At 65.7% G+C, this 13,160-nt stretch carries 11 protein-coding genes; 6 read left to right on the plus strand and 5 right to left on the minus strand.

Annotation, left to right across the window (positions count from 1 at the left end):
* The first annotated feature begins 134 nt into the window (after positions 1 to 134).
* Complete coding sequence (locus tag GM909_RS16470) at positions 135 to 1,058, plus strand: sulfite exporter TauE/SafE family protein (protein ID WP_157017782.1); 924 nt, start codon at positions 135 to 137, stop codon at positions 1,056 to 1,058.
* Positions 1,059 to 1,062: 4 nt separating this feature from the next.
* Complete coding sequence (locus GM909_RS16475) at positions 1,063 to 1,866, plus strand: TIGR02186 family protein (protein ID WP_407941309.1); 804 nt, start codon at positions 1,063 to 1,065, stop codon at positions 1,864 to 1,866.
* Between the two features lie 42 nt (positions 1,867 to 1,908).
* Here the strand turns inward: GM909_RS16475 and pdeM are convergent, their stop codons facing one another.
* Positions 1,909 to 2,622 carry a ligase-associated DNA damage response endonuclease PdeM gene (gene pdeM / locus GM909_RS16480; protein ID WP_157017784.1) on the minus strand — a complete coding sequence of 238 codons (714 nt, stop codon included), beginning with the start codon at positions 2,620 to 2,622 and terminating at the stop codon, positions 1,909 to 1,911.
* Positions 2,619 to 5,141: a ligase-associated DNA damage response DEXH box helicase gene (locus GM909_RS16485; protein ID WP_157017786.1), complete on the minus strand. Its 2,523-nt coding sequence runs from the start codon at positions 5,139 to 5,141 to the stop codon at positions 2,619 to 2,621. The genes pdeM and GM909_RS16485 overlap by 4 nt, the downstream gene beginning before the upstream one ends.
* 211 nt (positions 5,142 to 5,352) lie before the next feature.
* Here GM909_RS16485 and GM909_RS16490 point away from each other — a divergent pair, with 211 nt between their 5' ends.
* Together GM909_RS16490 and GM909_RS16495 are read left to right on the plus strand one after the other, a co-directional pair.
* Positions 5,353 to 6,363, plus strand: coding sequence for a ligase-associated DNA damage response exonuclease (locus GM909_RS16490; RefSeq protein WP_157018027.1), 1,011 nt, complete (start codon positions 5,353 to 5,355; stop codon positions 6,361 to 6,363).
* Positions 6,364 to 6,599: 236 nt separating this feature from the next.
* The gene (locus GM909_RS16495; RefSeq protein ID WP_157017788.1) at positions 6,600 to 8,201 is read left to right on the plus strand and encodes a cisplatin damage response ATP-dependent DNA ligase; all 1,602 of its coding nucleotides are present in this window, start codon (positions 6,600 to 6,602) and stop codon (positions 8,199 to 8,201) included.
* A gap of 28 nt (positions 8,202 to 8,229) precedes the next feature.
* Here GM909_RS16495 and GM909_RS16500 read toward each other — a convergent pair whose 3' ends face one another.
* Positions 8,230 to 9,390, minus strand: a complete 1,161-nt coding sequence (locus GM909_RS16500) for a serine/threonine-protein kinase (protein ID WP_157017790.1) — start codon at positions 9,388 to 9,390, stop codon at positions 8,230 to 8,232.
* Between the two features lie 270 nt (positions 9,391 to 9,660).
* On the opposite strand from GM909_RS16500, the gene GM909_RS16505 reads away from it, so the two are divergent.
* Together GM909_RS16505 and dgcN are read left to right on the plus strand one after the other, a co-directional pair.
* A complete protein-coding gene (locus GM909_RS16505; RefSeq protein ID WP_157017792.1) occupies positions 9,661 to 10,614 on the plus strand; it encodes an NAD(P)H-dependent flavin oxidoreductase in 954 nt (317 codons plus the stop codon).
* A gap of 145 nt (positions 10,615 to 10,759) precedes the next feature.
* Positions 10,760 to 11,761 (plus strand): N-acetyltransferase DgcN, encoded by a 1,002-nt coding sequence (gene dgcN / locus GM909_RS16510; RefSeq protein WP_157017794.1) that lies wholly within the window; start codon positions 10,760 to 10,762, stop codon positions 11,759 to 11,761.
* A gap of 137 nt (positions 11,762 to 11,898) precedes the next feature.
* On the opposite strand, the gene GM909_RS16515 is transcribed toward dgcN, so the two are convergent.
* Positions 11,899 to 12,138, minus strand: coding sequence for a hypothetical protein (locus tag GM909_RS16515; RefSeq protein WP_157017796.1), 240 nt, complete (start codon positions 12,136 to 12,138; stop codon positions 11,899 to 11,901).
* Between the two features lie 205 nt (positions 12,139 to 12,343).
* Complete coding sequence (locus GM909_RS16520) at positions 12,344 to 13,147, minus strand: FAD binding domain-containing protein (RefSeq protein ID WP_157017798.1); 804 nt, start codon at positions 13,145 to 13,147, stop codon at positions 12,344 to 12,346.
* Between the last annotated feature and the right edge of the window lie 13 nt (positions 13,148 to 13,160).

The raw sequence follows: 13,160 nt of genomic DNA on the forward strand, positions 1-13,160 counted from the left end.
GGGATCACAGTTTAAGCCGATGTCGCTTTGCTCCGACAAATTGTCGGCGCAAGACCCCCTTAAGCATCGGTATGTTATATAGATTTCCGGGCCGGTTGTGCCGGCGTCAAATGTAACTTCGCAGAGTGGCCAGGGTGGGCATCTATCTCCCCATCGCCGAAATGTCCGTCAATATTGTCGTGCTGCTCGCCATGGGCGCGGCGGTGGGATTTCTGTCGGGCCTGTTCGGCGTCGGCGGCGGGTTCCTGATCACGCCGCTTCTCATATTCTACAACATTCCTCCCGCGATCGCGGTCGCGACGGGCGCCAACCAGGTCGTCGCATCGTCGTTTTCCGGCACGCTGGCGCATTTCAAGCGCGGCACCCTCGATTTCAAGCTCGGCGGCGTGCTTCTGGCCGGGGGCGTGGTGGGGGCGACGGTCGGTGTCTACGTCTTCGCCCTGCTGCGCAGCGTCGGCCAGCTCGACCTTTTCGTATCGCTGCTTTACGTTCTTCTGCTCGGCATCGTCGGCGGCATGATGCTGGTGGAAAGCGTCAATGCGATGCGTCAGGCGCGCAAGGGCGTCTCGGTGAGCCTGAAGCGTCCCGGCCAGCACAACTGGATCCACAGATTGCCGCTCAAGGTGCGCTTTCGCGCCTCCAAGCTCTTTGTCAGCGTAATCCCGATTCTGGTGCTCGGCGCGGTCATCGGCTTCCTCGCCTCGATCATGGGCGTGGGCGGCGGCTTCATCATGGTGCCAGCCATGATCTACCTGCTCAAGGTTCCGACCAATGTCGTGATCGGAACGTCGCTGTTCCAGATCATGTTCGTGTCGGCCTATACGACCGTCATCCATGCCACGACCAACCGGACGGTCGACATCGTGCTGGCTCTGGTGCTGATGATCGGCGGCGTGGCCGGCGCCCAATACGGCGCCAAGGCGGGACAGAAACTGCGCGGCGAGCAGCTGCGCGCGCTGCTGGCCGCGCTCGTGCTGGCCGTCGCGCTGCGCCTCGCCTTCGATCTCTTCGTCAGGCCGGCCAATCTCTATTCGCTCTCGCCGCTGGAGGTTATTTGACGGCATGATGCGCCTTGCCCGCATAGGACTTCTTGCCGCGGCGGCGCTGTCGTTGGCCTGCGCGGCGGTCCGCGCGCAAGGCCCGATGCCGCCGGTCAACCCCGAAAGCATCCAGATCGGCCTGTCGACCGACCGGATCTCGATCACATCGAATTTCTCGGGCGCCGACCTGACGATCTTCGGGGCTCTCGATAATTCCAACCCGCTCGTCAGCCGCCAAGGCCGCTACGATATCATCGTCGTCCTGGAAGGGCCGGCGCGGCCGGTCGTGGTGCGGCGCAAGAATCGCATTCTGGGCGTGTGGATCAACACGCAGTCGGAAACCTTCATCAACGTGCCGGTTTCATACTCGGTCGCCACGACGCGGCCGCTGCAGGACATCACCGATACGACGAATTACCGCCAGCTCGCACTGGGCGCCGACAACATCTATCTGGAACCGCTCGAGCGCACGGCCGGCGCATCGACCATCCAGGAATTCGAGACGGCGCTGCGGCAGTTGAAGAAGGCGAGCGGGCTCTATGTGGAGCGCGTGGGCGGCGTTCAATTTCTGACGCAGAGCCTGTTTCGCGCCACGCTGACCCTTGCGCCGAACATTCCCGTCGGCACGCACAAGGCGCGCGCCTTCCTGTTCAAGAACGGCGTCTTCATCAAGGAAACCTCGGCCCAGCTGGCGATCCTCAAGGCCGGCTTCGAGCAGTCCATATTCCTGGCCGCGCACAACAATTCTTTTCTCTACGGGCTGTTCGCCGTGGCGCTCGCCATGGTGACGGGCTGGCTCGGGCGCATCATCTTCAAGCGCGACTGATGTACCTTTCGCTCAAACGATTCCGTTTGAGCGGGACATGTTCTAGCCGCGCCGAAGCTGCGCCCAGGCCACAGCATAGACGCGTTCGCGGCCCAGCACATAGGCGACCATGCGTTCGGCCGAAAACAACCCATCGAAAGCATCGTCCAGCACGTTGAGCATGCCGGTAAAGGCTCCGAAGGCGGGCATGATGAGGCGGGTGCCATCGCCGACGAAACACGCCCTTCTGACCGAACGGCCGCGCCGCACGACCCGCGCGCCGGGATGAAGATGGCCGGCAATTTCGCCCACACGGGCGCCGGGTGCCGGCTCATGGCGGAAAAGCAAGCCGCCGACCGCCAACTGGTCGACCGTACGTCCCGGCACGCCGTCGGGCGGCAGCGGATCATGGTTGCCGGCGATCCAGAACCACCGCCGTCCCTCCATCATGGCGACAAGCCTGTCGCGAAAGGCGTCGGGCATGCGCGCCGCGCCCTCACCGTCGTGGAAACTGTCGCCAAGGCTGACGACCGTTTCGGGCCGGTAATGAGCAATCGTCTCGGCCAGCCGCGCAAGCGTGGCGGCGGTGTCATAGGGCGGAACGAGCGTGCCGCGCCTCGCCAGCGAGGAGCCTTTCTCCAGATGGAGGTCGGAGACGACCATCAGCCGCATGGCGGGAAGATAGAGCACACCACGGTGATCGCACAGCGCCTGTTCGCCGGCGATCGCGGTCGGGATCGGGGCCGCATCCGCCACAATCTTCGCCGCCTGGTTCATGTCTCGCCCATCGCTTCGTGAATGAGATCCTCGGCCGCTTCCCTGAGCAGCAGATCGTTTGCCTCGCCATCTACCCGCTCGCGCCCGATCTCCAGCATCACCGGGACGGCCAGCGGCGAGATGCGTTCAAGCCGCTTATGCACGATTCGCCCGCGGATGCGCGACAGCATCTCGGACAATCTCGCGACATCGAGCAAGCCGGCGGCGGCATCGGACCGCGTGGCGCGCATCAAAATGTGATCGGGCTCATGGGCGCGCAGCACGTCGTAGACGAGGTCGGTCGATACGGTGACCTGCCGCCCTGACTTTTCCTGACCGGGATGGCGCTTTTCGATCAGCCCGGAAATCAGCGCGCAATCGCGGAATGTCCGCTTCAAGAGCCAGCTCTCGTCGAGCCAGGCTTCCAGGTCGTCGCCCAGCATGTCCTCATCGAAGAGCGCGCCAAGCGACAGGGCGCCTGAGGAAAACATCGCGCCCAGATCGCTCAAGCCCCAGACAGCCAGCGAATATTCGGTTGCCACGAAGCCGAGCGGGTGGCCCCCGGCCCGGTCGAGGCGGCGCGTCAACAGCATGCCGAGCGTCTGGTGCGCCAGCCTGCCCTCGAACGGGTAGGCCACCATGTAATGGCGCCCGCCGCGCGGAAAGGTCTCCACAAGAAGCTCGCCGCGCGCCGGCAGAACCGATTTGTCGCGCTGCAGGCGCAGCCAGTCGGCGACCTGGTCGGGCAGCGCCTGCCACCGTTCCGGGTCGGCCAGCATGGCGCGCACCTCGCCGGCCAGATAGGTCGACAGCGGAAACTTGCCGCCGAAATAGGAGGGCACCTTCGGGTCGCTGCCGGCAGCACTTGAGACAAGGCACTCGTTCTCGCGGATGCCTTCGAAGCGCACCACCTTGCCGGAAAACAGGAACGTGTCGCCCGGCCGCAGCGTCTCCAGGAAATATTCCTCCACCTTGCCCAACATCGGACCACCGCGCCCATTGGCGCCGCGGCCGGCCCGCGTCATGCGCACATTGAGCATCGGCGCCTCGATGATGGTGCCGACATTGAGGCGGTATTGCTGGGCGACGCGCGGATGGCTGACACGCCACAGCCCGTCCTTCGTCCGCCGGATGCGGGCATAGCGCTCATAGCTCTTCAGCGCGTATCCGCCGGTGGCGACGAAATCGACCACCTTGTCGAAGGTCTCGCGGTCGAGCCCGGCATAGGGCTCGGCGTTCTTCACCTCCTCGAAGAGCGCGGCGGCGTCGAACGGCTCGGCACAGGCGCATCCCAGAACATGCTGGGCCAGCACGTCGAGACCACCCTCACGCAGCGGCGGGGTGTCCTGCGCCCCCAGATAGTTGGCCTCCAGCGCCGCCTCGCATTCCAACACCTCGAAACGGTTGGCCGGCACGAGGATCGCCTGAGACGGCTCGTCCATGCGATGGTTGGAGCGTCCGATGCGCTGGGCGAGCCGGCTGGCACCCTTCGGCGCGCCGACATGCACCACCAGGTCGACATCGCCCCAGTCGATGCCAAGATCGAGGGTTGAGGTGGCGACGATGGCGCGCAGCGCGTTCTGCTCCATCGCCTTTTCGACGCGGCGGCGCTGGCCGACATCGAGCGAGCCGTGATGCAGCGCGATCGGCAGACTGTCCTCGTTGATGCGCCACAGTTCCTGGAACAGGAGTTCGGCCTGGCTGCGCGTGTTGACGAAGAGCAGCGTCGTCTTGTGCCGTCGGATCGCCGCGTAGAGTTCGGGAATGGCATAGCGCGCCGAATGGCCGGCCCACGGCACGCGCTCGTCGGAGGCGAGTATGGTGATATCGGGCCTGGCGCCGCCGGTCACCTCGATCAGGTCGGACATTTTGCCCGGCGGGTTCTGCGGCACCAGCCAGCGGCGCAGTTCGTCGGGCTCGGCGACCGTGGCCGACAGGCCGATCGTCTGCAAACCGGGCACCAGCGCGCGTAGCCGCGCCAGGCCGAGCGACAGGAGATGGCCGCGCTTGGAAATGACCAGCGAATGAAGCTCGTCGAGCACGATATGGCGCAGGCCCGCAAAGAAGCGCTCGGCATCCTTCGTCGCGATCAGCAGCGCGAGCTGTTCCGGCGTGGTCAGCAGAATGTCGGGAGGGCTAAGCTTCTGGCGCTGGCGCTTGTGGGCCGGCGTGTCGCCGGTGCGCGTCTCCATGGTGATCGGCAGGCCCATCTCGTCGACGGGCTTGGCGAGATTGCGCTCGATGTCGACGGCCAGCGCCTTGAGCGGCGAAATGTAGAGCGTGTGGACGCCGCGGCGCGCCTCGCCCGGCCGGCGCTTCGGCCGCGTCGTTAGATCGACGAGGCTCGGCAGGAAGCCGGCAAGCGTCTTTCCCGCACCGGTCGGCGCGATGAGAAGGGCCGAACGGCCGGCCTGCGCCCTGGCAAGCAGCTCGATCTGGTGGGCACGCGGCGACCATCCCCGTTCCGAGAACCATTTGACAAACGGTTCCGGCAGGCGGGCGGCAGGAATTTCGGTCGCGATGCTTGCTTGCTGAGTCAAGGCGCTAGAACTAAACCAGAACGCCGGCGCCGCCAAGCGGTCGACTTGCAAGGTCGCGCATCATTCCGGTTGAACGAGCAAGGCGGGGCAAGGCCGAGAGCCGTCTCCCGCAAAGCCGGTGAGCCGATCAACTGACGGTTTTCGGCAAGAGGCTTTCGCAATGGGACACTGCAAGCCTTCCAAGCCGGCGTGGAATGGCTATCCTGCACGAATGCGCGCCCAGGATATCCTCCGCTCCCGGCCCGAAGGGCTCTATTGCCCGCCGGGCGACTTCTTCATCGACCCCGTCAGGCCGGTCAAGCGCGCTCTGATCACGCACGGCCATGCCGACCATGCGCGCGCCGGACACGGATCGGTGCTGGCAACGCGCGAGACGCTGGCCATTATGGGACTCAGATATGGCGAGGGGTTTGCCGGCGCGACCCAGGCCGCCGTTGCCGGTCAAACGCTGCGTCTCGATGGCGCCTCGGTCACCTTCCATCCGGCCGGGCACGTGCTTGGCTCGGCGCAGATCGCGGTCGAAAAGGACGGATTGCGCATCGTCGCCTCCGGCGACTACAAGCGCGCGAGCGACCCGACCTGCGCTGCGTTCGAACCGGTCGCCTGCGACGTCTTCATCACCGAGGCGACATTCGCCCTGCCCGTCTTCCGCCATCCGGACCCGGCCGACGAAATCGCCCGGCTCGTAAAATCGCTGCAGCAGTTTCCCGAGCGCGCCCATCTGGTCGGCGCCTATTCGCTGGGCAAGGCGCAGCGCGTCATCGCCATGCTGCGCCAGGCCGGCTATGACAAGACAATCTTCATCCACGGCGCGCTGGCGACGCTTTGCGACTATTACGAAAGCGAGGGCGTCGAACTCGGCCCCCTCGCCCCGGCAACCGTCGAGACCGCCAGCGCGGCGGATTTCGCCGGCGCCGTCATCGTCGCCCCGCCCTCGACCTTCGCCGATCGCTGGGCGCGCCGCTTTCCCGATCCGGTCGCCTGTTTCGCCTCGGGCTGGATGCGCATTCGCCAGCGGGCCAAGCAGCGTGGCGTCGAATTGCCGCTGATCCTGTCGGACCATGCCGACTGGGACGAGCTCGTTGCAACGATCCGCGACACCGGCGCCGGCGAGGTCTGGGTGACGCATGGCCGCGAGGAGGCGCTGGTACGCTGGTGCGAGATCAACGCCATCGCCGCACGGCCGCTGCATCTCGTCGGCTACGAGGATGAGGGGGATTGAAGGATGGGGATTGGCCTTGGCAGAAACGTCGCATTCCTTCGCACCCCCTTCTGGCCTGCCGGCCATCTCCCCCGCAAGGGGGGAGATCGGCAGCTTCGGCCACGCCGCTCGTCCGGCGAGGTCGTCGATTGGCGAAACCCATGCGGTCGGTTCAATCTCCCCCCTTGCGGGGGAGATGGCCGGCAGGCCAGAGGGGGGCAACGTAGAGCGCTGCAGCAGCCACGGTCGACCATGCCATGAAACGCTTCGCCGAACTGCTCGACCGCCTCGTGCTGACGCCGGCGCGCAATGCCAAGCTGAAATTGCTGGCCGATCATTTCGACGAGGCGCCCGATCCCGACCGCGGCCTCGCGCTCGCGGCGATCACCGGCGACCTCGACATTCCCGGCGTCAAGCCGGCCATGCTGCGCCAGCTCGTCACGGAACGCATGGATCCGGTGCTGTTCGCCTATTCCTACGATTATGTCGGCGACCTGGCGGAAACCGTATCGCTCGTTTGGCAGGCACCCCCCGACCAGGTGCCGTCCGAGCACGATCTGTCGCTCCACGAATGTGTCGAGCGGCTCATATCGGCCGGGCGTATGGATGGGCCGGCGGTCTTTGCCGGCCTGCTCGACCGGCTGGGCGCATCCGAACGCTTCGCCCTCATCAAGCTGGTGACGGGTGGCCTGCGCGTCGGCGTTTCGGCGCGGCTCGCCAAGCAAGCCCTGGCGCAATTCGGCAATGTCGACATCACCGAGATCGAGGAACTGTGGCACGGTCTCGCCCCGCCCTATGTGGAATTGTTCGCCTGGCTGGAGGGCCGCACGGCAAAGCCGGTCTCGGCCGCGCTTGCCCCCTTCCGGCCGGTCATGCTGGCCCATGCCGTCGGCGACGGCGACCTGCGGAAGATCGATCCCGGCGACTATGCAGCGGAATGGAAGTGGGACGGCATTCGCGTCCAGGCAGTCGCAGAGGGCGGCGAGCGGCGGCTTTATTCGCGCACCGGCGACGAGATTTCCGGCGCCTTTCCCGATCTTGTCGAGCATCTCGACTTCGATGCGGCCATCGACGGCGAATTGCTCGTCGGCATCCCCGGCGAAAAGACCGGAAGCTTTTCCGACCTCCAGCAGCGGCTCAACCGCAAGAGCGTGTCGGCGAAGATCCGGGCGCAATACCCCGCATTCATCCGCTGCTACGACCTGCTCGTGGTCGAAGGCAGCGACATGCGCGGCGCGACCTTTCGCGAACGCCGGCAACGCCTGTCGCATTTCGTATCGACATTGCCCGCCGACCGTTTCGACCTGTCGCCACTGATCGATTTTGGCGGCTGGGAGGAACTTGAGCGCCTGCGCGCCAACCCGCCCCATCCGATCATCGAAGGGGTGATGCTGAAGCGCTGGGACGCGCCCTATCTCGCCGGCCGGCCGAAAGGGCCCTGGTTCAAGTGGAAGCGCGACCCGCACACCGTGGACGCGGTGCTGATGTATGCCCAGCGCGGCCACGGCAAGCGCTCGAGCTTTTATTCCGACTATACGTTCGGTGTATGGGCCGGTCCGCCCGGCGCCCCGGAACTGGTGCCTGTCGGCAAGGCCTATTTCGGCTTCACCGACGAGGAATTGCGCCAGATCGACAAATATGTGCGCGACAACACCATAGACCGCTTCGGCCCGGTGCGCGCCGTGCGCGCCGACCGCGAGCAAGGCCTGGTGCTGGAAGTCGCCTTCGAGGGGCTCAACCGCTCGCAGCGCCACAAATCCGGCCTCGCCATGCGCTTTCCGCGCATTGCCCGGCTGCGCTGGGACAAGCCGGCAGCCGAAGCCGACCGGCTGGAGACGCTGCAGGCGCTCGTGGATTGACGAAGGCGCGCGCGCCCTCTCATTACGCCTATTCGGCCACCGACACCCTGATTTCGTGGATCAGGGCCGCCTTGCCGTCATTGTCGACATCGCTGACGATGGCGATCGTTCCGGCCGCGCCCGGACTGCCGTCCGGCAGGCGTATGTCGAACAGGAACTCGCCACGCTCGATGCCAAGATTGTATCGGTTGCGGCCGCAATCGCCGAGTTCGCCCAGATTGCAGGTGACGGAGATCTGCGTGGGCTGTCCGTCCTCGGCGCTCGCCGTGACGTCGAACAGGACGTGCCTGCCGGCGATCTGATCGAGGATGCCCTGGCCGACGTCGAACAGCACCGGCGCGTCGGCATTGCCCGACGTGATCTTGAGCGCCGCGCCATCCTCGTCCGACAGCACTTCGGCCGTCGCGCCGGTCGGCGCGGTGACGAGCGTCGGATCGGACGGCGTGAAGATGGTGATCCAGTTGCCGCGCGCCTGCGTCACATCCGGCCCGGCCGGACCGGTGGCCGGGTCGAAATCCTCCCCGTCGAGCACCGGCGGAGGATTGCGCACCGCGGTATCGCGTTGTTCGGCCGTCAGGAGCAGACCGGTTTCGGCGGCCCACCATACGCCGATGCCGACAGCAGCAAGCACCGTGACGCCGAGGAACATCGCCGCAAAGCCACGTGAGCGCGGCTTTCGCCGTGCCCCCGGCTCCGCGCCGACATCGACGCCCGGACGCCCGCCGGCCCGCGACGCCTCGCTCATGCGCGGCTCGACCTCGACCGACGGTTCCGGAACCGCCCGTTGGCGCGGCAGCGTGCCATTCGCCGGAGCCGATGGCGCCTCGCGAGGCGATGCCGCAACGCCGGGCGCCTGCGGCGGCGCAGACTGCCCGGATGGTCTCGCCGCCGCATTGTCCGTGGATGCCGGCTGCGGCGCCTCGACACGCACCTCCGGTTCCGGAGCCGTGTCGGGGCCCGTGGCCGGCGCAGGATCGACGGCCGGGATATACTCGGATTCGATGCGGCTGATCGTCAGCCGCAGCAATTGCCGGCGCTGGATCGCAGCCTCGACCGTCATATCGGGATTGGCGCGCAGGCCCTTCTCGATCGCCGCATGGACAGCCCGATAGACCTTTTCCCGGTGGGCACGGTCTGCGGCGTCACCCTTGGCCAATGCACTCCTGATCGCTTTTTCGATCGGATTCAAGACGTCATCCCCTTTGCGCCCCGCCACAATCGTTAACCGCAGCTTTCCGCGCAATCAACATGATTATCAAGGCTTTGCCGTCCGAATTTCGCCTGTACATGAAATATGGACGGGGAAATGCGGCCAAACATTGCCGTCAGGCGACATGGCGCCCCGATGCCGGGCCGAGATCACTGACGCTGCGCCGATTCGCATTTGCCCGGTCCGGCCTTTCTGCTAGAAGAGCGACGTTTACGAAAACGTCAATTGTCAGCGAGTTGGAGAACCTGCATGGCGCTGCCGGACATTCTGAAGACAAATCTGCGCATCCCCGTCGTCGGCTCGCCGCTTTTCATCATCTCCCATCCGCCGCTCGTTCTGGCCCAGTGCAAGGCAGGGGTCGTCGGCGCCTTTCCGGCGCTCAATGCGCGTCCGCAGAGCCAGCTCGACGAATGGCTGGCCGAGATCACCGAGGAGCTTGCCCGGCATGACGCGGCCAATCCTGAGCGTCCCGCCGCGCCATTCGCGGTCAACCAGATCGTGCACAAATCCAACGACCGCCTGCAGCACGACCTGGAAATGTGCGTGAAATACAAGGTGCCTGTGGTCATCACCTCGCTGGGCGCGGTGGAGGAGGTCAATCAGGCCGTTCATTCCTATGGCGGCATCGTGCTGCACGACATCATCCACGACCGCCACGCCCGCAAGGCCATTGAGAAGGGCGCCGACGGGCTGATCGCGGTCGCCGCCGGCGCCGGCGGCCATGCCGGCACGCTGTCGCCCTTCGCGCTCGTCCAGGAGATCCGGCAGTGGTTCGACGGCCCGCTGCTGCTGTCCGGCGCGATCGCCACCGGCGGCGCGGTTTTGGCGGCCCAGGCCATGGGAGCCGATATGGCCTATATCGGCTCTCCCTTCATCGCCACGAAAGAAGCCCGTGCCATGGACGACTACAAGCAGATGATCGTCGACTCCAAGGCCGCCGACATCGTCTATTCGAACCTGTTCACCGGCGTGCACGGCAACTACCTCAAGGGCTCCATCGTCAAGGCCGGCATGGACCCCGACAACCTGCCCGTCTCCGATCCCTCGACGATGGATTTCGGCTCCGACACATCGAAGGCCTGGCGCGACATCTGGGGCTGCGGCCAGGGCATCGGCGCTGTCGACGAGATCGTGCCGGCAGCGCGGCTCGTCGACCGGCTGGCCGACGAATATGAGGCGACCAGGCGGAAACTCGCCGCCTGAGGCCTTCGTCGCAACACAGGCCACGCACGACACGCAACCAGGCTGGGCATATCGCCGCCGCGGCCATGCCGCCGCTTGACATTGCGCCGCGGCTGACGCTGCTATCCGCGCCGAACATTCCCAACGCCAAGCGCGAGTACCAACCATGCTGAAGACCCCTTACCTGCTCTTTCTCGGCGATGCGCCGGACCAACTGGCCGCGAAAGTCGCGCAAGGCATCAAGGATTGGCGGCCCGAATTCGCCCTTGGCCAGTTGCGCCTGGAGGGCTGCAAGGCCGATCTCGGCCTGCCCGAGATGACGATAGCGCAGGCCAAGGCCGCCGGCGCACAGACGCTCGTCGTCGGGGCGGCGAACCGCGGCGGAGTGATTTTGCAGAACTGGGTGACGACCCTGACCGAGGCGGCTCATGCCGGCATGGACATCGCGTCGGGCCTGCACAACCATCTCTCGGACATTCCCGAACTGGTGAAGGCGGCGAAAGGGGCGGGAACGAACCTGTTCGACGTGCGCGTGCCGCAGCATGATTATCCGATCGCCGACGGCAGAAAACGCACGGGCAAGCGATGCCTGGCCGTCGGCACAGACTGCTCGGTGGGCAAGATGTACACCGCGCTTGCCATGGAAAAGGCCATGCTGGCGCGCGGCATGAAGTCAAGCTTCCGGGCCACGGGGCAGACGGGCATCCTCATCACCGGCTCGGGCGTGCCGCTCGACGCAGTGGTGGCCGATTTCATGGCCGGTGCCGTCGAATGGCTGACGCCGGACAACGACGCCGATCATTGGGACCTGCTGGAGGGGCAAGGAAGCCTCTTCCACCCCTCCTTCTCGGGCGTGACGATGGCGCTGATCCATGGCGGCCAGCCCGACGCGCTGGTTCTGTGCCACGAGCCGACACGGACCCATATGCGGGGCCTGCCGCATTATTCGCTGCCATCGCTGGAGGCGCTGCGCGACCTCGCCCTGGAAACGGCGCGCATCGTCAATCCGCAGGTGCGCGTGACCGGCATCTCGGTCAATACGGCAGCCCTTTCGGCCGAGGAGGCGAAGACCTGCCTGGCCGAGGTCGAGGCACGCATGGGCCTGCCGACCGTCGATCCGTTCCGCGACGGCGCCGACCGTCTGGTTGACGCGCTAGCGGACAGGTAAGCGCATCAGCGCGTTGCCGGCCGGCCGTTTGCTTCAAACGGAAACGTTTGAAGCAAAGATATGCGCGCCAGATCAATATGCTGGAACATGTACCTTTCGCTCAAACGTCACCGTTTGAGCGGGACATGTTCCAGATCCTACATGCCGAGAATCCCCTTGGCTTCGCCGAGCGTAGCCAAGGAGGCGTCATGATCGCCTGCATTGTGCTGTTCCTCGCCCTGCGCGCGCAGTTCCTGCACCCTGGTCATGTCGGCCTCCGAGAGTGAAGCCGTGGCCATCGCCGAGTCGATCTCGGCCATGACGGACGGACAGGAATTTGCCAATGCGACCGCGGGCACAAACAAGATCGCGAGGGCCGTGAGCACGATACGACGCATGATTTCCTCCATTAATGGCGCACGCACCGAAACTGGTGCATGCGCCGGCACCCCACCACATGCCTGTGGCGGGAGCATGACGCACGCTGCGAATGCCGGCGTGCACACGGCTCCGGTTCCCGCCGCGTTTCAGAGTTGATGACGGCCCTTCAGTGCAGAAGGCAGCCGACCGTCACTGCCTTGTCCATGGGTCCGCCGTCAGCCCCTACCCTGCATTTGCCGCGGCAACTGCGCGCTTTGCCATGACGACGACCAGATTGGCGCGGTATTCAGCCGAGGCGTGGATATCGCTCATCAGATCCTTCGACGGCACCGACACGCCCTCGAGCGCCGATGCGTCGAACTTCTTCGCCAATGCGGCCTCGACCTCCCTGGCGCGGAAGACGCCGTCCTCGCCGGCCCCGGTGACGGCGGCGCGCACGCCATCCTTCGTCTTGGCCACGAATACGCCGGTCATGGCGTAGCGCGAGGCCGGGTTGGGAAACTTGGCATAGCCGCACTTGGCCGGCACGGTGAATGTGACGGCCGTGACGATCTCGTCATCCTTGAGTGCCGTCTCGAACAGGCCCTTGAAGAACTTGTCGGCCGCAAGCTCGCGCTTGTCGGTGACGATCGTAGCACCGAGCGCCAGCATGGCGGCGGGGTAGTCGGCGGACGGGTCGTTGTTGGCCAGCGAGCCGCCGATCGTGCCCATATGACGCACATGCGGGTCGCCGATATGGGCGGCAAGATCGCAAATGGCCGGACAGACCTTTCTCAGCTTCGCGCTCTCCGCCACTTCGGCGTGGGTCGTGGCCGCGCCGATGGTCACGGTCTTGCCCGACACCTTGATGCCTTTCAGCTCCCCGACATGACGCAGGTCAACCAGGTCCGACGGCGCGGCGAGCCTGGTCTTCATGGCCGGGATCAGGGTCATGCCGCCGGAGACGAACTGGCCGTCTTCCGCCTTCTTGCGGAGCTTCACGGCGTCGGCGACGGTGGTGGGTCGGTGGTAGGTGGTGGAATACATGGACTTCTCCCTC

It is taken from the genome of Mesorhizobium xinjiangense (assembly GCF_009749525.1).
In the GTDB taxonomy this organism is placed as follows: Bacteria; Pseudomonadota; Alphaproteobacteria; order Rhizobiales; family Rhizobiaceae; genus Mangrovimarina; species Mangrovimarina xinjiangensis.

Coding starts and splice junctions, on each gene's coding strand:
- pdeM (WP_157017784.1), bottom strand. CDS start 2,622: ATGAACCAGGCGGCGAAGATTGTGGCGGATGCGGCCCCGATCCCGACC.
- GM909_RS16505 (WP_157017792.1), top strand. CDS start 9,661: ATGGCGCTGCCGGACATTCTGAAGACAAATCTGCGCATCCCCGTCGTC.
- GM909_RS16520 (WP_157017798.1), bottom strand. CDS start 13,147: ATGTATTCCACCACCTACCACCGACCCACCACCGTCGCCGACGCCGTG.
- dgcN (WP_157017794.1), top strand. CDS start 10,760: ATGCTGAAGACCCCTTACCTGCTCTTTCTCGGCGATGCGCCGGACCAA.
- GM909_RS16515 (WP_157017796.1), bottom strand. CDS start 12,138: ATGCGTCGTATCGTGCTCACGGCCCTCGCGATCTTGTTTGTGCCCGCG.
- GM909_RS16495 (WP_157017788.1), top strand. CDS start 6,600: ATGAAACGCTTCGCCGAACTGCTCGACCGCCTCGTGCTGACGCCGGCG.
- GM909_RS16475 (WP_407941309.1), top strand. CDS start 1,063: ATGATGCGCCTTGCCCGCATAGGACTTCTTGCCGCGGCGGCGCTGTCG.
- GM909_RS16490 (WP_157018027.1), top strand. CDS start 5,353: ATGCGCGCCCAGGATATCCTCCGCTCCCGGCCCGAAGGGCTCTATTGC.